Source organism: Pareuzebyella sediminis (assembly GCF_008367235.1).
Taxonomy (GTDB): Bacteria; Bacteroidota; Bacteroidia; order Flavobacteriales; family Flavobacteriaceae; genus Pareuzebyella; species Pareuzebyella sediminis.
The window spans coordinates 341,837-362,301 of sequence record NZ_VTZS01000001.1 but is presented as its reverse complement, the minus strand read 5'-3'; the positions used below and the strand labels follow the sequence as shown (position 1 = coordinate 362,301).

General features: G+C 39.4%; 12 protein-coding genes. 7 read left to right on the top strand and 5 right to left on the bottom strand.

Features of this window, described 5'->3' with window-relative positions; translation table 11 throughout:
* The first annotated feature begins 29 nt into the window (after positions 1-29).
* The 4 genes from F2B13_RS01405 (at position 30) to F2B13_RS01390 (ending at position 8,027) form a co-directional block, all read left to right on the top strand.
* Positions 30-4,154, top strand: coding sequence for a non-ribosomal peptide synthetase (locus F2B13_RS01405; RefSeq protein ID WP_149277112.1), 4,125 nt, complete (start codon positions 30-32; stop codon positions 4,152-4,154).
* A gap of 40 nt (positions 4,155-4,194) precedes the next feature.
* The gene (locus F2B13_RS01400) at positions 4,195-4,665 is read left to right on the top strand and encodes a hypothetical protein (protein ID WP_149277111.1); all 471 of its coding nucleotides are present in this window, start codon (positions 4,195-4,197) and stop codon (positions 4,663-4,665) included.
* A gap of 146 nt (positions 4,666-4,811) precedes the next feature.
* A complete protein-coding gene (locus F2B13_RS01395; protein WP_149302845.1) occupies positions 4,812-7,043 on the top strand; it encodes a TonB-dependent receptor in 2,232 nt (743 codons plus the stop codon).
* Between the two features lie 243 nt (positions 7,044-7,286).
* Positions 7,287-8,027, top strand: coding sequence for a tyrosine-protein phosphatase (locus F2B13_RS01390; RefSeq protein WP_149277109.1), 741 nt, complete (start codon positions 7,287-7,289; stop codon positions 8,025-8,027).
* A gap of 89 nt (positions 8,028-8,116) precedes the next feature.
* Here the strand turns inward: F2B13_RS01390 and F2B13_RS01385 are convergent, their stop codons facing one another.
* The 5 genes from F2B13_RS01385 to F2B13_RS01365 all read right to left on the bottom strand — a co-directional run bounded on the left by F2B13_RS01385 (position 8,117) and on the right by F2B13_RS01365 (position 15,827).
* Entirely contained in the window at positions 8,117-10,498 is a 2,382-nt protein-coding gene (locus tag F2B13_RS01385) for a GumC family protein (protein ID WP_149277108.1), read from the bottom strand.
* A 46-nt stretch (positions 10,499-10,544) separates the two neighbouring features.
* Complete coding sequence (locus tag F2B13_RS01380; protein ID WP_149277107.1) at positions 10,545-11,324, bottom strand: polysaccharide biosynthesis/export family protein; 780 nt, start codon at positions 11,322-11,324, stop codon at positions 10,545-10,547.
* 35 nt (positions 11,325-11,359) lie between these two features.
* On the bottom strand, positions 11,360-13,291 hold the full coding sequence (locus tag F2B13_RS01375; protein ID WP_149277106.1) for a polysaccharide biosynthesis protein: 1,932 nt from the start codon (positions 13,289-13,291) through the stop codon (positions 11,360-11,362).
* A gap of 4 nt (positions 13,292-13,295) precedes the next feature.
* Positions 13,296-14,381 carry a DegT/DnrJ/EryC1/StrS family aminotransferase gene (locus F2B13_RS01370; RefSeq protein ID WP_149277170.1) on the bottom strand — a complete coding sequence of 362 codons (1,086 nt, stop codon included), beginning with the start codon at positions 14,379-14,381 and terminating at the stop codon, positions 13,296-13,298.
* A 459-nt stretch (positions 14,382-14,840) separates the two neighbouring features.
* Positions 14,841-15,827 carry a UDP-glucuronic acid decarboxylase family protein gene (locus tag F2B13_RS01365; protein ID WP_149277105.1) on the bottom strand — a complete coding sequence of 329 codons (987 nt, stop codon included), beginning with the start codon at positions 15,825-15,827 and terminating at the stop codon, positions 14,841-14,843.
* Between the two features lie 277 nt (positions 15,828-16,104).
* Here F2B13_RS01365 and F2B13_RS01360 point away from each other — a divergent pair, with 277 nt between their 5' ends.
* The 3 genes from F2B13_RS01360 (at position 16,105) to F2B13_RS01350 (ending at position 20,186) form a co-directional block, all read left to right on the top strand.
* Positions 16,105-17,502: a nucleotide sugar dehydrogenase gene (locus F2B13_RS01360; protein WP_149277104.1), complete on the top strand. Its 1,398-nt coding sequence runs from the start codon at positions 16,105-16,107 to the stop codon at positions 17,500-17,502.
* Positions 17,499-18,515: an NAD-dependent epimerase gene (locus F2B13_RS01355; protein ID WP_149277103.1), complete on the top strand. Its 1,017-nt coding sequence runs from the start codon at positions 17,499-17,501 to the stop codon at positions 18,513-18,515. Before F2B13_RS01360 ends, F2B13_RS01355 begins: the two co-directional genes overlap by 4 nt.
* Positions 18,516-18,905: 390 nt before the next feature.
* Positions 18,906-20,186 (top strand): nucleotide sugar dehydrogenase, encoded by a 1,281-nt coding sequence (locus tag F2B13_RS01350; RefSeq protein WP_149277169.1) that lies wholly within the window; start codon positions 18,906-18,908, stop codon positions 20,184-20,186.
* The last annotated feature ends 279 nt before the right edge of the window (positions 20,187-20,465 follow it).

Below are 20,465 nucleotides of genomic sequence, written 5' to 3'. Positions count from 1 at the left end.
TCGAATCCATAAGGTAAAAAAAAGTTATAATGCTAAAGCTTACAGCAAGTCAAATGGCTCTTTGGGTCGGTCAGAAAATCAATCCCGATGCCCCATTATATAATACGGCCTATGCCTATACCATTTCCGGAGCGATAGATAAGGAAGTGTTTCAAAAGGCATTTCAGTCCCTTATCGATACTACTGACGCTTTACGCATACGTTTCAAGGAAGAACGTGGAACTCCGTATCAATTTGCTGTCGACCATATGCCCCATACCTTGGAAGTCATCGATTTTTCAAATACTGGGAAAGAAGATGAAATACTCACTAAGTGGCTTCTTAAAAGAAGTAGACAACACTTGAACCTACAAGAACAGGTGTTTGACAGTGCGCTTCTTAAACTATCGGATAACAAATATCTCTGGTACATCAACATGCATCACTTAGTAACGGACGGTGTTTCGAGAAAAATTATCTTTGATCGAATGGCTTCACTATATGGTCAATTTACCGGAAGTAAAGCTGATAGTACAATCGATGAAACCCCCTCATATTTAGAATATGTGACGAAAGAACTGAACGCGCAAGCGGCAGAGGGCACGAAGACCAACTATTGGTCGGAAAAGATTGCCGAGTCCGGCGATCTTCCTGAATTCTATGGGGTTCAACCCGCAAAACAGGTCACGGAAACTACCCGGATTCCGCTTCAGTTGGGAGAAGAGCGTTCTCGCAAGCTAAGAGCGCTTATGAGTCGACCTGAGGTTAAAGCTTGGACCCCCCATCTTACACTTTTCAACATTCTTTCCAGCCTGTTGTTTGTTTATATGTATCGGACAAGCGGACGCAAAAAATTAGTCTTAGGGGCCCCCCTTCACAATCGAATCGACCGAAAATTTCATAAAACCGTCGGTTACTTTTTGGAAATTTTTCCAATGGCCACTGAAATTGACGATAGTGATAGCTTCAAATCAGTTTTGCAACGTGTTAAAGTAGAGAACAGTCAAAATCTCAAACACGCCCTTGTAGATACGGTCACTGAAGAAATAAGTGGCAGCTTCAATGTTGTGCTGAATTACATCCACACCGGGTTTGACAACTTCAACGGTTTACCAACAACTTCTGAATGGATCCACACTGGGCATATTGATAGTAACCACCAATTACGATGCCATATCCTTGAAACTCCAAGTGAAGAAGAAATTAAAATTGTGCTCGACGTAAACCATGCGACATTCGATTCCGAGACGAGAGAAAGGGTGCCAACCCATTTTCTGAATTTGATGGATGCCATGCTTCATGGCATGGACACCGAAATCGCAAAGCCAACGCTAATCAGTTCTGAGGAGAAAAAAGCACTCTATCATATAGATGAATCTTTTGAAGTACCTTCTATTTCAGTAATCGAGTGCTTTGAAAAAATGGTGGAGTCGGCACCGAACGCAATTGCTTTAGAAGATCAAGGCCGAATCATGACTTATGCGGAATTGAATAAAAAAGCCAACAGTCTCGCCCGATTTTTACAGAAGAAAGAGATCGGCACCAATAAAAAAGTAGCCCTGTACTTATTTCGAAGCACAGACTACATCACCAGTCTTCTGGCCGTACTTAAAACTGGGGCTGGTTTTATTCCCATACCCTCGGAACAGCCCAAAGACCGTATAGCGTATATCCTTTCCAATTCTGAGTGTGACCTGGTGATTACGGATAGCGAGTTGAAAAAACGAGGCGAATGGCAAATCAACCTTTTGGATATTGAAAAAGAACGTGGACATATTCAAAAGGAAACAACTTCAAATCTTGAAATTTACACTCAAGGTCAAGATCTTGCCTATGTGTTGTACACCTCTGGGAGTACAGGAAACCCCAAAGGAGTGCTGATTTCACAGAATTCGCTGACAAACTATCTTTTATGGGCTAAAGAGGCTTATAATATAAACAAAGAATCTATTTTTCCTTTGTTCACGTCTATTGGCTTCGACCTGACCATTACATCTACCCTTCTGCCATTATTAGGAGGAGGACGGATAAAAATCTTTAGGGAACAAGGGACAGGAGCTGATTTGAGTTTCCTTGACGTCATTCAAGACAATCAAGTCAATACCATTAAACTTACACCCTCCCACTTGGCCTTATTTAAGAAAAACGATGCCATGCAATCACGATGCAGGACACTGATCGTCGGCGGAGAGGATTTTAAGGTTCAATTGGCAAAGTCGATAAGTTCTTCAATGCCCCCAGGTCTTAAAATATTTAATGAATATGGTCCTACAGAAGCAACAGTGGGATGCATCGTGGGTGAGTTCAAGCCGGACCGACATAGAGATACATCGGTGCCTATTGGCAAACCAATAGCCAATATGAATGCTCTTATACTTGACAGTTACTTGAATGCCGTACCCAAAGGTGTTGTGGGCGAACTATATCTAACGGGTATCGGGCTAGCAGAAGGATATGTCAATGCTCCGCAAATGACCTCGGAAAAGTTTGTGGAAAACCCACATTCTAAAGGCACAAAAATGTATCGTACCGGTGATTTGGCAAGACTGAACTCCGAATATGAGTACGAGTACCTCGGTAGAACCGATGATCAGGTCAAACTTCGTGGCCATCGTATTGAACTCTCGGATATTGAATCTAATTTGATGCATCACGATGACATCGAAAATTGTGCGGTTGTTTTAGTTGAAAACGAAAAGACAATTCCTGAGGAAGAAGTGGTTAATTGCGTAAAATGCGGGCTTCCATCAAACTACCCGAATACCGACTTTGACGAGAAAGGAGTATGCCATCTGTGCAACGCCTTTGATAATTATAAAGAGAAAGCCGAACGCTATTTCAAGAAAGAAGAGGAAATGGTACGGCTGCTCACCTCACAAAGAGGAAAGAATCCAAATTACGATTGTATTTCCCTATTGAGCGGCGGCAAAGACAGTACTTATGTGCTGGCCCGATTGGTCAATATGGGACTTAAGGTACTGGCCTTTACCATGGACAATGGATACATTTCCGACCAAGCCAAGGCGAACATCGATAATATAGTACGAAAGTTAGGGGTAGACCACGTGTATGGCGAAACACCCCACATGAATGAGATATTCGTTGACAGCCTCCATCGACACCATAATGTCTGCGATGGATGTTTTAAAACGATATACACTTTAAGTACCCAAATAGCACTTGAAAAAAAGATTCCTTTTATCGTTACCGGACTCTCCCGAGGTCAATTTTTTGAAACCAGATTGACCGAAGAATTATTTTGGGATGATCAAATAGACATTCAAAAAATAGACGATACCATATTAGAAGCGCGAAAACTTTATCACCAAGAGTCCGATGCGGTAAAAGAACTTCTCGATGTTTCTATCTTTCAGGAAGAAACCGTATTCGAAAAGGTGGCCTATGTAGATTTTTATAGGTACTGCGATGTTAGTCTTGAGGAAATGCTTGAATACTTACGTGAAAAAGTCGGATGGGTCAGACCTACGGATACCGGTCGCTCGACAAACTGTTTGATCAATCAGGTTGGCATTTACGTCCACAAAAAGGAAATGGGGTACAGCAATTATTCTTTTCCTTATAGTTGGGATGTTAGGCTCGGTCATAAAACCAGAAATGAAAGTCTGGAAGAGATCAATGAGGTTATCGATGAAGTCGAGGTAAAGCGCATCATGAAAGAAATCGGATACGATAAAACCGAAAAGGACTGGGAAAAAAATGATCAATTGGTAGCTTACTACACGGGTAATCAAGATGCCTCCATATCAGAATTACAGGCCTTTCTCGGACAAAAGCTTCCATTGTATATGGTACCCTCGATTTTTAAACATCTGGAAGATATGCCGCTTACAAAAAACGGCAAAATCGACAAGTCTGGATTGAAGGAACTGACAAGTGAACAACTTGCATTAGACAGCCCATATGAGGCTCCTAGAAATGATATTGAACTACTTCTGGCCGATATTTGGAAAGAGGTATTGCAATTAAAGAAAATAGGAATACACGATAATTTCATTGCTTTGGGCGGGCATTCATTGGCAGCCATACGGGTAACGGCACGTATTAATGAAGAAATCGAGGTAGATTTCCCTTTGAGCAAGATATTTGAATTGCCGACTATCTCAGAATATGGCCAATATGTGGAAAAAACTTTAACAGCACTTCTCGAAAATTAAAACCTTCAGAGGTATTTTTTCGTAAGTAGCTATAGAATAGATGAAAAAAAGTAGAAAAAAAGGCTTGAAGCCATTACTTATACAATCTTTGGCATTGGTTATTGGCATTTGCTATTTAGCGAACCCCTTGCACCATCAAATAAGTACGGTTTTTCACGAAGCTTCGCATTTATTCACCATGCCAAATTCCGTGATGTCTCATTCCGACAGTAAGGCATCCCTAGCAACTCACTCCGCTCGCGAACACGACTACGCTCAAGAAGCCCATCGGCACAGTATTGTAGACATTTTAGATTCAATTTTCGAGGCTGCCGACCATTCGGATGATTCTTCGGAAAACGCATTGATTTTCGAAATAAAATTCGACAAGCACCTCAGCAAAAATCAATTTACTTTCCAACAGAAAATCTACACAAAACATCGCACTAAGTCCATTGTACAGCGTGTTGAAAAAATCAACATGGGCCATTGCGAGGTATTAATAGAACCTCCTCAAAATAAAGTCGCCTAGATACGAAAATCTTGTAAGCCAATTTCAAAGCGGCGTATTTCTTCATGCTATCTAGGTTTTGGAAATCTCTCTTATAATCATGCATTCGACCTTCTGTAAATTTTAGTAGAGAAATGTCATGCTGAACTTTAATCAAAAAAAACAATATGAAATTATATATTACACTAATAGCAACCCTTCTCTTAAGTGGCAACGTTTTTGCCCATGAACTGAGAGGAACCGTTTTATCTGAAGACCAGGAAGCCCTCGAAGGGGTCGGAGTCTATAACAAGACCACGGGAGGTTACACTTATACCGATGTTTCAGGGTACTTTGAATTAGACGATATTTCAATCGGAGATATTGTCTATTTCTATAGTCTAGGTTTTAAAAACTACCAAATCACCATTAATGAAGATTATTTAGATGCCACCATTGAGGTCGTACTTGAAGAATCGGCAGTATCACTTGATCAGGTGGTATTGGTATCAAAAGTTAATGCCATGAGCAACTTTGTAAATGTTGACGTCAAGGCCAACCCGGTAAAATCATCTCAAGAAATTTTGAGAAAAGTACCTGGATTGGTTATTGGCCAACATGCCGGGGGCGGTAAGGCCGAACAAATATTTCTCAGAGGTTTCGATATTGATCACGGTACCGACATTTCAATAAGTGTTGATGGCCTTCCGGTAAACATGGTATCGCACGCCCATGGGCAGGGATATTCCGATATGCATTTTATTATTCCCGAAACTATAGATAATCTTGATTTCGGTATGGGGCCCTATTATGCGAACGTTGGAAATTTCAATACGGCAGGGTATATCAATCTTCAAACCAAGAAAAAACTCGAACAAAATTTGGTGTCTGTCGAAGCAGGTCAATTCAATACCCTGCGAACCTTGGGGATGGTAAAAATAACAGAGGGAGATTTTAGCAATGCCTATGTTGCTACAGAAATGCTGCTGAGTGACGGGCCCTTTGAATCTTCCCAAGATTTCAACCGTCTCAATGTTATGGGCAGGTATAATTATAACAATCGTAAGGATCAAGACATAACCTTGACCCTTTCCCATTTTCAAAGCAAATGGGATGCATCCGGTCAAATACCACAACGGGCTGTTGAACAAGGACTTATTAGCCGTTTCGGAGCTATCGACGATACGGAAGGGGGCAATACAAGTCGCTCTAATTTCTTGATAAATCAAAGCCAGCAATTAAACGAACATTCTAGAATACAATCGAAAGCTTACATCTCGAAATACGACTTTGAGCTATTTTCGAATTTCACTTTTTTTCTTGAGGATCCCGTTAACGGAGATCAAATTCACCAGAAGGAAGAGCGCACCATTATTGGAGCTGAGACGAGTTATGAGCACTCTGTACATGTAGGAGACCATGATTCACAGCTCAAATACAAAGGCGGCCTTGGTTTTCGATATGACGATGCGAACGAGGTTCAGCTCTCGCGTACGCTCAATAGACAGACGATATTAGAACGCCTGGCTTTTGGAAATATCGATGAGCTAAATGCATTCGGGTATTTTGATATTACATACAAGAAAAATAAATGGACCATCAACCCAGGTTTACGTTTGGACTATTTCAAATTTGATTATGAAAACTTACTGACGGAAACCTATGATAATAAAAGTGAGACCAAACTATTTTTAGGCCCAAAATTGAATGTCCTTTACGCGGCTTCACAAAATGTACAATTGTTTGCCAAATCGGGCATAGGCTTCCACTCCAACGATACAAGGGTGGTAGTCGCCAATAGCGGGGAGCAAATTCTGCCCGCTGCCTACGGAGCCGATTTTGGAACCATTGTCAAGCCTATTGATAGGCTTGTGATCAATGCCGCTTTATGGGCTCTTTTTCTTGAACAGGAGTTTGTGTATGTTGGAGACGCCGCAATAGTCGAACCAAGTGGAAAAACCAGACGGTTGGGTGTTGATTTTGGGTTGCGCTACCAAATCAATGATTGGTTATACATGAATGGCGACATAAATTATACGTATGCCAGAAGTACGGAAGAGCCCGAAGGTGCCGATTACATTCCTTTAGCTCCCGATCTTACCTCTTCCGCTGGGCTATTTTTTAGGGATGTCCATAATTTTTCCGGTGGAATCAATTATAGGTACATTAAAGATCGTCCCGCCAATGAAGATAACTCCATTATTGCAGAGGGTTATTTTGTCACTGATTTTAATCTCAATTATTCCATTAAAAACTGGACTTTGGGTCTTATTGTAGAGAATTTGTTCGATACGGAGTGGAATGAAACCCAATTCGCTACCGAAAGTAGGCTGTTCAATGAAGCCAGTTCTTTTGAGGAAATTCACTTTACCCCTGGTGCACCATTTTATTTAAGAGGCAAAGTAAGTGTTACCTTTTAACCATGGGGTTCCATTGATGCAAGAATATCAAAAAAGGCGGCGAGTTCTAACTCGCCGCCTTTTTTTTGCGACCAATAAATTTTAAGGAGGCTATAATCCAAGTCATCTCAATGAGCAACATAAAGGTCAGAATAGTTGAAAAGAATCATAAAGGACTTCATTATACGTTATATCTTTGAGATAATAAAGTGGTTCTGGATATGACCACCGCTTTTAATACTATTTGGACTATAAACCATTTGCATGTTTTCCTTTTTTAGAAAAAAAGTATTTTTAATCGATCATCTTGAAGGGTTTATTGACATTCACAATCACATCCTTCCTGGAATCGATGATGGGGCAAAAACAGTAGCGGACTCCATCGCCATGATCAAGTCGTTCTCTGAATTTGGGGTAGAGCATTTTGTGGCCACACCACATATTATGCACAACTATTATCCCAACAATGCCCAATCTATTTACGCTGCTTTAGATAACCTTAAGAATGCCTTATTGGCTGAAAACTTAAAGCACATCTCGATAGAGGCTTCGGCCGAACATATGATCGACGACAATTTTGAAACACTTTTGGATAGTGGGAAGGTCATGCCAATGAAAAACGATTATTTACTGGTAGAAATGTCGTATTTACAACCTCCGATCAATTTTGAAGAGGCCATTATCAAAACTGTTTCTAATAATTATTACCCTATACTCGCCCATCCTGAGCGTTATAGTTTTCTTCGCAGTCGTTTACAAAAATATAGGGAATATAAAAAAAACGGTATTTACTTTCAAATGAACCTACTCTCGCTGGGTGATTATTATGGAAAAGAAGTCCATCGGCTTTTGAATGAACTTTTAGATGAGGACTTGATCGATTTTTTAGCATCTGACATCCACAATATGGTTCAAATCAATGCCCTCAAAAAAATAACGGTTTCCAAAAAAAATATAGAAAGACTCTTTCCTATTATAAACAATACCATCGAAACATTTTATTGAACCTCAAACCTCGCGAACCATTCAAAAATAAAAATGCCGCATTTAGCGGCATTTAATGTTCTATCATTTAAGACGAAAATCAAATTAATTCAGAATTTCCACCATTTTTTTTGAACTTTGCCATAGCCATAGCCATATTTACCTCCATATCCAAGCTTTGCAGCATCTACATCGTTAACCACAAAAGAAAGTCCCTTAATTTTTCCTTCTTCTTTGAGTTTAATGGGATATTCTACTGCACGAACTTCTGTAACTCCTGCCCTTGTTACATAAATTAGAAGGTCTGCATATTCGCTGATTAAAAGGGTATCGGTCACTACCATTAGCGGAGCGGTATCTACAATTACGTAATCATAATTTTGCGCGACCACTCCAAAGAGCTCCTTCATTCGATCTCCCATCAATAATTCTGCAGGGTTCGGTGGAATCCTTCCTGAATAAATAACATCGATAGTATTGTGATGAACCAACATGGGGTTGATAATATCTTTAATTTCTAAAGTACTGTCATAAAGATATTCGGTAAGTCCCGCATCTTTGTTTCGTGTCGGCCTTGACATTTTATCTATATCCTTACCGGTAAAAAAAGAATACAGTTTGGGGTTTCTAATATCAGCTCCGAGAAGCAAAACTTTTTTATTTGTACTCGATAATATCATCGATAAATTGGTAGATAGAAAAGTCTTTCCTTCCCCCGGCACACTAGAAGTTACAAATACAACATTTCCTTTATTGGATTGGTTCTGTTTCGTTTTTATCAAATAATCTAAATTCGTTCTGATAATGCGAAGCGATTCTGCCAATATTGAACGATCTTCCTTGACCACCAATTTTTCCTCCTTTTTGGATAGCCTTGGTAATTCACCAAGAATAGGCACATTTTTGACCCATTTTTCAAGCGAGTGCATATTGTGGATTTTGTTGTCCAACAAATCTTTGGCATAGATTACAGAAAAGGGTATTACAAGGCCCAAGATAAAAGCCGCCAAATAAACGAGAGATCTTTTGGGTGACACGGGAAGCATACTTGCTGCATATGCCCTATCGACAATTTTTGATTTCGGAGAACTTGAAGCTGCGGTAATCTGTGCTTCCTCACGCTTCTGCAATAAATATAAATACAATGACTCTGTGGTCTGTTGTTGTCTGGTAATATCGCGCAAAGCTCTTTCTTTGGCCGGGGCGGAATATACTTTTGAGTTAAATCGAGCTTGTTGACTGCTTAACGAGTTAACGGTCATTCCTAAATTGTTGACCGTACTATTAACGCTGGCCTGTAAACTGCTCCGCAATCCATCAATGCGCTCATTCAGGTTTACAATGACCGGGTTTTTCTCATTTGAACTTTTAAGCAACTTGTTTCTTTCCAGCACCAGTTGATTATATCTATCGATTGTGCTTGCAATTCCTGCATCTGCCAAGAGGTTAGGAGGCAAGGTTTCGTAAGTATCTTGTTCTTGAACCAATTGCTGTATAGAAGCAGCCACATTCAACTGGTTTCTGGCATTGGCTAATTCTTGTTGATTGGCAACGCCCACATTGAGGTTTACGTTTGCCTCGGCTGCAATATCAGAAACCCCTGTTTCCGTCTTAAAATTTTCTGCCGACTGGTCGACAGAAGATAAACTAGAGGAAATATCAGCAATTCGTTCATCGATAAAATTGGCGGTCCGATCTGCAATGATTTGTTTATCCCTGATAGCATTCTCGTTATAGGTTTGGATCAATGCATTGAGAATATGTATAGCCTTTTGCTTAATAGGATCCTCCAGCCGCAAGTTCACAATATTCGAATACTCACCGGCGTTCGTAACCATAAGCTTCGCCCTGTATGCCTGCGCCATTAAATCAATGGGCGTGACGGAAATTCGTAGTTTTTTATCCTTATAATTCTCGAAAGACCCAATATTCGGGGTGATTACAATGTCACCTATAGCTGTAGGGATATTTTTACCAAACGCATATATTTTTACGGGCTGGTCTTCCTGTTCGGTATAACCAAAAGTCGTTGATGAAGAAATGGTAATGAAGCATTCAAAAGAAGCTTTATTCAACACCGAATCCGCTGCAATAAAATTTAGATTAATAGGTGGATTCGAATATAATTCAGATTCAATAATATTTCCCTGAACCATGATTTTGGTGTTCAAGCCCAATTCTTTGACCACCTCAATAAAATTAGATCGGGAGTTTATAAGTTGAATTTCGTCTTCTACTCTATTTTCCCCTCCTTGAAACAGGTTTAGATCTTGAAAAACGTCGAGTTCCGAACCTGCCGTTTTATCCTCTAAAATCTGTATTTGCGCCGTGGCTGCATATTGTGGAGTCGAATATCTCAAATACACAAAAGCACAGGCCATGGTCGCCAATAAGGTGAGAATAAACCATTTCCAATGAACGGTATATGCGTTTATGATTTCTTTGAGATCTGTACTCTTCTGGGAACTTGTATCTTCTGTACTAAGACTCATAGTAATGTCATATTTTTAGAAAACCCTCGCTTTATGCCTATTGTTACTACAATCGTGTAATAAGCAATACCGTGGAAGTAATGAGTAACGAGGCTATCGAGACGTAAATAGAAGCTCTATTGTCTAACGTTGAAGTCTTGATGGCCGAATTGTTGGGCTCTACGTAGACTACATCATTTTGGGTAAGGTAATAAACTGGAGAGCTCAGTGCTTCTTTGGTCGTTAAATCGATTCGTGTATTAACCTTGGTACCATCAAAATCCCGTATCACCAAAACATTTTCCCTAATACCCCTTATGGTGAGATCTCCTGCAAGGCCCAATGCCTCCAAAATGGTAATGCGTTCGCCGTTTACCGAGTAAGTACCCGGTCTGTTTACTTGACCAAGAACCGTAACACTAAAATTACGCAGGCGAATGTTGATGATGGGGTCTTTTAAATACTCGGAAAGCTTTTCCCGCAACAACACGCGGACTTCCTCACTTGACAGTCCGGCAATTTTTATTTTACCGATTACCGGGAAATCAATTTCTCCATCTTTATCGATTAAATAGTCTACTTGTTCCGGTCTGATACCACCTTCCGAGGCACCTCGGTACAAGTTAAAAGGAGCACTAGTTTCAGGATCTAAGGTTGATACGTGTATACTCACCAAATCATCAACTTTGAATTTGGGAGTAAAGCTATTCTTGCTTACCAAAGTTTCAAAATTACCTGTATTCTGAAAATAAACGACTTCTTGGCGTGTGGCACACGAAGACAGCATCAAGGCGGCCAAGATACATAGAGGTATAATGCTATTATAAAATGATATCTTTCTTAACATAGGATAGAATTTAAGTGCAATGATACAAAAAAGGATTAAAGCACCTTTTTCAATGTGGGTTTCTTACTACTTCCTTTTTTCTTTTTGTCCAACAAACAAAGTTCGGAATTATTGGAAATGAACTCTGGAACTATTTCTTTCATTAAACTGACGGTACCTCCATTAAAGAACATATTCGAAACACATAGCTCATCAATTTTAGACCGTACCAATGTATAATCGAGTTCTCTAGTTTTGCTGATCATTATCTTCTTATGGTACGTGGGCAATGTATTTTCGCCATTTGCCAACAACTCTTCATATAATTTCTCTCCAGGTCTTAATCCTGTAATTTTTATGTTGATATCCTCAGGATATCGAAGGCCAGACAATTTTATCATGTTTTTGGCCAAATCGTAAATCTTTACCGATTCGCCCATATCGAAAATAAAAATTTCACCTCCGTCACCCATGGCACCCGCTTCTAAAACAAGTTGGGATGCTTCAGGAATGGTCATGAAAAATCGTGTAACTTCTTCATGGGTGACTGTTAGGGGTCCACCTTTTTCAATTTGTTTCTTAAACAAAGGAATTACTGAACCGTTCGATCCGAGAACATTACCAAAACGGGTAGTAATGAATTTTGTTGTTCCTTTTTGTTGCATACAGCTGACATACATTTCAGCGATACGTTTGGTAGCCCCCATTACATTGGTAGGGTTCACCGCTTTGTCAGTGGAAATAAATATAAATTTGTCCACCTTATGACCTAGGGAGAGGTCAGCTACGACTTTGGTTCCGGCCACATTTATTTTGATGGCTTCATAAGCATTATATTCCATTAAGGGTACATGCTTATAGGCAGCAGCGTGAAATACAATATTAGGTTTGTATTCTTGAAAAAGGTTGTTCAGTCGATTCTTATCGCGTACGTCACCTACAATAGGCATGAAATTGTGATATCCATTTTGCTTCAGCTCTTGCTGCAAGTCATATAGCGCAGATTCAGATTGGTCTATAATAATCAATGACTTATAATCATAAGTACAGAGCTGGCGTACAATCTCACTTCCAATAGAGCCGGCACCCCCGGTTACTAAAATGACCTTATTCTTTACCTCTTCAGATATTTTATTGTTCTTAATATTGATCGGGACACGGTCTAGTAAATCTTCTATCTGAACCTGTTTGATTTGAGAGACCTTTAACTCACCGTTAATCCATTGTTCTACAGGAGGAACTATTTTTACCTGAACAGGAAAATCGACGAGCCCCTCTACCAGTTTCTTAAGGTTTTTTGGAGTAATATTTTGAATCGAAAATATGACTTCCGAAATGTTGTTCTTAATAAAAAACTCCCGTTGCAATACATCTTTATGGAACACCTGAACACCGTTGATGTGCTTACCTACTTTCTTGGTATCCTCATCAACATAGCCTACGACCCTCACTCTGCTTTTGGTGTGATTGACTAGTGCGTTCTGCGTCAGAATACCGGATTCTCCCGCACCGTAGATCAAAACATTCTTATTGGCTTTAAAATCACGCGCCATAAAGTTATTGAACAGCGATTTGAATACATAACGAGAGGCCGTTAGCGCCACAAAACTCAAGAGGCTATGAATAATGATAATACCTAGTGGAACGGTAAAGTTTTCAAGAATACCCAGTTCACGGTTCAAAAGAACGATCGAGATCAGCAAAATACTGGACAAACATATGGCATTGAAAATGTTGTAGACATCCCTAACACCTGTATGCCGAACGACGCCCTTATGTGCACCCGTCAACACCAATGCCGCCATCGATATTAATGCAATTATTGGTAACTGTACCAAAAGCTTATCGATATCGAAATTCAATGTAAGATTAAACCGTATAATATAAGATAACACAAACGAAAAGGTTATCATACACACATCTATCAATAATACGAGCCACTTAGAAGCATATCTATGGGCATTGCTAACTAAATAGTCTTTTAACATTGGTTTATATTTTGGTATTAATAATGTTAGTAATTTTTTCTAGATCACTCTTTGCAAGGTTAGAACCACTAGGCAAACAAAGCCCACGATCGAACAAATCTTCTGAAACACCATTCTCAAAACTGGGAAAGCCCATAAACACAGGTTGCAGATGCATTGGTTTCCATAAGGGCCTCGATTCGATATTCTCCTCTAGGAGCGCTAATCTTATACTCTCCCTTGCTTCAAAAGAAGGTGTCAGAATACATGTAAGCCATCGATTGCAAAAATATCCGTCAGGTTCTTCAAGAAAGATCATTTCCGAGGAACTACTAAGTTTTTCCTTATAATAATCATAATTGGATCTTCGCGCAGCGACATGGTTTTGAAGAACCTCCATTTGGCCACGGCCGATACCAGCAACAATATTGCTCATACGGTAATTATACCCTATCGAAGAGTGTTGATAATGTGGTGCATCATCTCTCGCTTGAGTAGCCAAGAATACTGCCTTTTCCTTCACCTCTTGATTTTTGGATATAAGCGCACCGCCACCAGAGGTAGTTATAATTTTGTTGCCATTGAATGAAAAAATACCAATATCCCCAAAACTACCACACCTTTGTCCGCCGATGGAACTTCCCAATGCTTCAGCACTGTCCTCTACTACGGGTATACCATAAGCTTTTGCCACTTTAGAGACTTCTTGAACATTATATGGCATACCGTAAAGATGCACCGCTACAATGGCCTTGGGCTTCTTGCCATTGGCCATTCTATCTAAAATAGCTTTTTCGAGTAAATCGGGCGAAATATTCCAGGTATCTCTTTCACTATCAATGAATATAGGCGTTGCTCCAAGATATACAATAGGATTGGCGGAGGCAGAAAAAGTGAAACTTTGACATAACACCTCATCCCCAGTAGTAACACCTAACAAAATAAGAGCCAGATGTAATGCCGCGGTTCCGGAACTTAGAGCGGCCACATGTACACCTTGTCCGGTATACTCGGCAAGGGCTTTTTCAAAGTTATCGACATTGGGCCCCAATGGAGCTACCCAATTAGTGTCAAACGCTTCTTGTACAAATCTCTGTTCAGCACCACCCATGTGGGGTGATGAAAGCCATATTTTATCACTAACAATAGTTTTCAATAGCTACTGGTTTTTATTCAATCGTTTGGGGACTAAACTAATTACAACATAATCAATTAAGGTAATCAAAATTCAATTTTAAAAAAAGAAAACAATCACCATAATTTCAGCCCGTAAAACTAACCTATATAATCATAACCCATTAGATATTTTGTCGAATGCGTTAAAAAAATCGGTTAATAGCAACAATTTGTTATTGAATCCCTTCAAAAAAGTATTTAATCATATTTACGATAAAATTTGAGGTATTGCCATATTTAGCTTATTTAAGAAGGCCTGGGAAAGGAATTGTGCCTAAATAGAAGGTGGGGTTTTCACCTAAATTTCAAAATAAGGAGATCTCTGAACGTTTCTAAATTAGGATATTATAGTCGCTACCTACGTTAAAGTTATTCAAGCTAATAATTCTTTCTGCTACTGTTTGTTGTATTCGGTAAAATCTTTATGCTCGTTTTTGTACAACTCTTCTTTAGGAAGGGATTTGAAATAATCATAGGTCTTTTTCATACCTTCTTGACGAGTAACTTTCGGCTCCCAACCCAAAATCTCCTTTGCCTTTGAAATATCGGGTTGACGCTGAAGCGGATCGTCTTTAGGTAGTGCCTTGTACACGATTTTTTGATCAGTTCCCGTGAGTTTAACAATTTCTTCCGCAAAATCCCTAATAGTAATCTCGTGCGGGTTGCCAATATTAATAGGAAGGGAATAATCACTGTGCAACAATCTAAAGATACCCTCAATCTGATCGTCAACATAGCAAAACGAACGTGTTTGAAGACCATCACCGAAAACAGTCAGGCTTTCTCCGCGAAGTGCCTGCCCTATAAAAGCAGGAATAACCCTTCCATCGTTCAATCGCATTCTAGGCCCATAGGTGTTGAAAATTCTAACAATTCGTGTCTCTAATTTATGAAAACGATGATAAGCCATGGTAATCGATTCCATAAACCTTTTCGCCTCATCATAAACCCCGCGTGGCCCTATGGTATTAACATTACCATAATATTCTTCGGTTTGGGGATGCACGAGCGGGTCACCGTACACCTCAGAAGTGGAAGCAATCAAAATCCTGGCCTTTTTCACTTTTGCCAATCCTAACAGGTTATGAGTTCCCAGTGCGCCTACTTTTAAAGTTTGGATTGGAATCTTTAAATAATCAATAGGACTTGCCGGAGAGGCAAAATGTAATATAAAATCCAATTCATTTGGGACACTAACGAATTTTGTAACATCGTGGTTATAAAATTCAAAATTAGCCAGCTTGAATAAATGCTCAATATTCTTCAAGTCACCGGTTATCAAGTTATCCATGCCTATAACATGATATCCCTCCTCTACAAACCTATCACAAAGATGTGAACCTAAAAATCCCGCTGCACCGGTAATAAGTATTCTTTTCAAGACTAGTAAGTATTTTTCATTAAACGAAGATAAAAACAATAACAACAAATATCCCCAACGTTTCGCTAAAATCTTCTATCTACCTACTTCTTAGATAAAATTACCGTGGAACAAGCCTGTGAAATCTACCGCAGCATAAATTTCAAGGATATCAATGACATCATATAATCAGTCCATTAGCGTACAACTAAACCTTAAATAACTCATTTTGTCGATAATATTTAAGGGATTATTAAGTTATTTAATAATCTTTGCACCGCATTAAATAGAATAATCAATGAAAAAAGTAAACAAGATTTGTTGTATAGGCGCTGGTTATGTTGGTGGCCCGACTATGTCGGTTATTGCAAACCAATGTCCAGAAATCACCGTAACGGTGGTAGATATAAACCAAGAGCGTATAGATCGTTGGAACGATGAAGATCTAGATAAATTACCAGTTTACGAGCCTGGCCTTAAGGAAATAGTGGCTAGTAATAGGGGCAAAAACCTATTTTTCTCCACTGAAGTCGACAAGGCAATAGACGAAGCGGAAATTATATTCATTTCGGTGAATACACCTACTAAAACTTATGGAAAGGGTAAAGGTCAGGCAGCTGACCTTAAATATGTCGAGCTATGTGCCAGAAACATCGCTAAGGTGGCCAAAACCGATAAGATTGTGGTCGAAAAGTCTACTTTACCTGTTCGAACCGCTAGCGCCATTAAGAGTATTCTACAGAACACTGGAAATGGGGTTAACTTTGAAATTCTATCAAATCCTGAGTTTTTAGCCGAGGGTACGGCCGTTGAAGATCTTCTAGAAGCTGATCGTGTATTGATCGGTGGAGACGAAACCCCTTCTGGAAAAGAAGCAAAAGATATATTAAGCTCTATTTATGAGCACTGGTTACCTAAAGAACGAATTCTACAGACCAATGTATGGTCTTCAGAACTTTCTAAACTTGTTGCAAACGCTTTTTTAGCACAAAGGGTATCATCAATTAATGCCATTTCAGCACTTTGTGAGCGTACGGATGCCAACATTTCCGAAGTATCACGGGCAATAGGTACAGATAGCAGGATAGGACCGAAATTCTTGAATGCCTCTGTCGGATTCGGAGGTTCATGCTTTCAAAAAGATATTCTCAATTTAGTTTATATCTCTAGAAGTTTTGGCCTTCAAGAAGTTGGCGATTATTGGGAGCAGGTAATCATAATGAACGACTACCAAAAAAGACGGTTTGCAGAAAAAATCGTCTCTACTTTATATAACACCGTGTCAGGCAAAAAAATAATTTTTTATGGATGGGCGTTCAAAAAAGACACAAATGATACTCGTGAATCAGCCGCAATTTATGTAGCCGATGCGTTACTGGAAGAAAAAGCTGAAATCATAGTATATGATCCGAAAGTTACAGAAAAAACAATCTATGCCGATTTGGATTATTTAGGCACCCGATCTCCAGAAGAAAATAGAAAACTTCTGAAAATAGCTACGAACCCTATAGAAGCTACAAAAGATGCCCATGCTATAGCCATATTGACCGAATGGGAGGAATTTAAAACCTATGATTGGTCAGAGATCTATGACAAAATGTTAAAACCCGCTTTCGTTTTTGATGGACGAAGACTTTTGTTTAAAGATGAAATGGAACAAAAGGGTTTTCAATATTATAAAATAGGTCAATCATGAAAATATTGGTTACCGGTGCCGCCGGTTTTATCGGATACCATCTTTGTGAATCCCTTTTAAAAAAGGGTCATGTCGTTCTAGGCTTGGATAATTTGAACGACTATTATGATATTGACCTTAAGTTCAATCGTCTAAAACAGCTTGGGATATCACGATCCGAGGCAGAAGTTTTCGGTAAAATCTGTAAGGGCTCACTTCACGATGATTCTTTTAGTTTCATCAGATTGAATCTTGAGGATCGAGAAGCGCTTCCCACGCTCTTTGCCGAAGAAGGCATTGATACTGTTTGCAATTTAGCTGCCCAGGCAGGTGTACGCTACAGTTTAGAAAATCCTGAATCGTATATCGACAGTAATATTGTCGGTTTTCTTAACCTCTTGGAGTGTTGTCGTCACAACAAAATCGAACACTTAGTCTATGCCAGCAGTTCAAGTGTGTATGGTTTGAACGAAAAAATTCCATTTTCAACGACCGATAATGTTGACCATCCTATTAGTTTATATGCGGCCAGTAAAAAAAGTAATGAACTTATGGCCCATACATACAGCCATCTTTTCAACATACCCACTACAGGTCTGCGCTTTTTTACGGTCTACGGGCCTTGGGGTCGGCCAGATATGGCCCTATTCCTTTTTACGGATGCCATAGTCAATGATCGCCCGATCAAGGTTTTCAATCATGGAAAAATGGAAAGGGATTTTACCTTTATCGATGACATTGTAGAGGGTATCACAAGAATTCTAATTAAACCAACGGCAGATAGAAAATTATATGAAGTTTATAACATTGGAAACAACAATGCCGTCAAGCTCATGGATTTTATAGAGGCTATCGAACAAAATCTAGACCGAAAGGCAAAAAAAGAGTTTTTACCCATGCAACCCGGCGATGTTGAAAGAACTTGGGCCAATGTCGAAGATTTAATAGAAGACTATGATTACAGTCCGAACACTAGCATCAAAGAAGGGGTGAAAAAATTTGTGGAATGGTACAAAGACTATTATAAAATATAATTCTATAATATTCCTATCGTTTTTAATCTCCAGTTTTTCTTAAAATCTTATTTTCCTGTTCAGCAAATAGCCTGAGCAAAAAGAACTAATATTTTTAAATCTTATGCAATTTGCTTTTACCCCCCGAATTGGGCGGGAAATTGAAAAACCATATAAGGACTATACAGTATTGGGAAATTGAATATCCACCACACTATTAGTTTCCTAATTTAATTGTTAATATTGCAGTTTAAATGCTGGTCCAAAAAACCATTTGATTTAAATTGATTGCCGTATATTTTAGCATCCGTAAAGCCCCATATTATTGAAGCTCTTGTACGTTAGAATCTTTTATACACATAAATCAATAGAGGGATAAAAGTACCACTACAACTTAAAAAGTGCTAAATGATGAGTAGGGAAAAAATTGCGGTGATCGGTCTTGGATATGTTGGGTTGCCGTTAGCGAGACTATTTGCTACCAAGTTTTCGGTCATTGGATTTGACATCCACAAAAAAAGAGTTGAAGAATTACAGGCAGGTAAAGACCATACCCTTGAGGTCAGTAATTCTGCCTTAAAAGAGGTGCTTAAAGACTCCCCTGACGCCAAAATAGGCCTCTATTGCACCGACAATATCGAAAATATAGCCGAATGCAATTATTATATAGTAACTGTTCCGACCCCGGTTGACTCTACAAATCGCCCTATATTGACTCCATTGCACAAGGCTAGCAAAACGGTAGGTAGCGTACTTAAAAAAGGGGATTTGGTTATCTATGAATCTACAGTTTATCCTGGGGTGACCGAAGAAGAGTGTGTTCCCATTTTGGAAGAAGTCAGTGGTTTACAGTTTAACCAGGATTTCTTTGTGGGATACTCCCCTGAAAGAATAAATCCAGGAGACAAAGAGCATACGGTAGACAAGATTTTAAAGGTAACTTCGGGATCAACCCCCGAAATAGGTGAAAAAGTCAACAACCTTTATGGATCTGTCATCACTGCAGGCACCCACTTAGCCCCTACGATTAAAGTAGCTGAAGCAGCCAAAGTCATTGAGAATGCCCAAAGGGATATCAATATAGCATTTGTAAATGAGCTGGCTAAAATATTCAACCTACTTTCTATAGATACGAGCGCCGTTTTGGAAGCGGCCGGAACAAAATGGAATTTCCTACCATTTAAACCAGGTCTTGTCGGAGGACATTGTATAGGTGTCGACCCTTACTACCTAGCTAAAAAAGCGCAAGAGTACGGCTATCACCCAGAAATTATACTCGCCGGGCGTAGAATGAATGATGGTATGGGCACTTATGTGGCATCAGAGGTTATTAAGCTTATGGTGCAGCGCGATTTAAAAATCAAAGGTGCAAACATTCTGGTATTGGGAATAACCTTTAAGGAAAATTGTCCGGATGTGCGCAACACAAGAGCGGTCGATGTAATCAACAGCCTTAAAAGCTATGGCACGAACGTAACTATTTATGACCCGTGGGCATCGCCTGAAGAGGTCAAGGCCGAACTCAACCTAGATGTACTCTCAAATTTACCAAATAGTATTTTCGATGTAATTATTTTGGTAGTTGCCCACAGCAAATTTCTAGAGGTAAACTTAAGATCCCTGTTAAAACCTGATGGTATTCTCTACGATGTGAAAGGGGTGATAAGGGAAGAAGTCGATGGAAGACTGTAACTTCTGATTTCGGCCCAACTTCCATTGGATTTTCTTTGGGCTACATCTTCTAAAATTCTCCGTTTCGCAACTGTTTATCATTTTAGCTTTGTACCAAGGTTGGAATTCCGTACTCGTTTTGATATGCTCATATAACCTTTCAAAGACAAGTACTTTTATTTTTCAAAGGCAATGAGCCATAAGGAATTTTTGAAGAAAAAAGGTAGTTCATCGATTTTTATCTTAAAAGGGCGTTAAAACTAAGTTCAAATAACATCTAATACCATGAAAAAGTGCGTA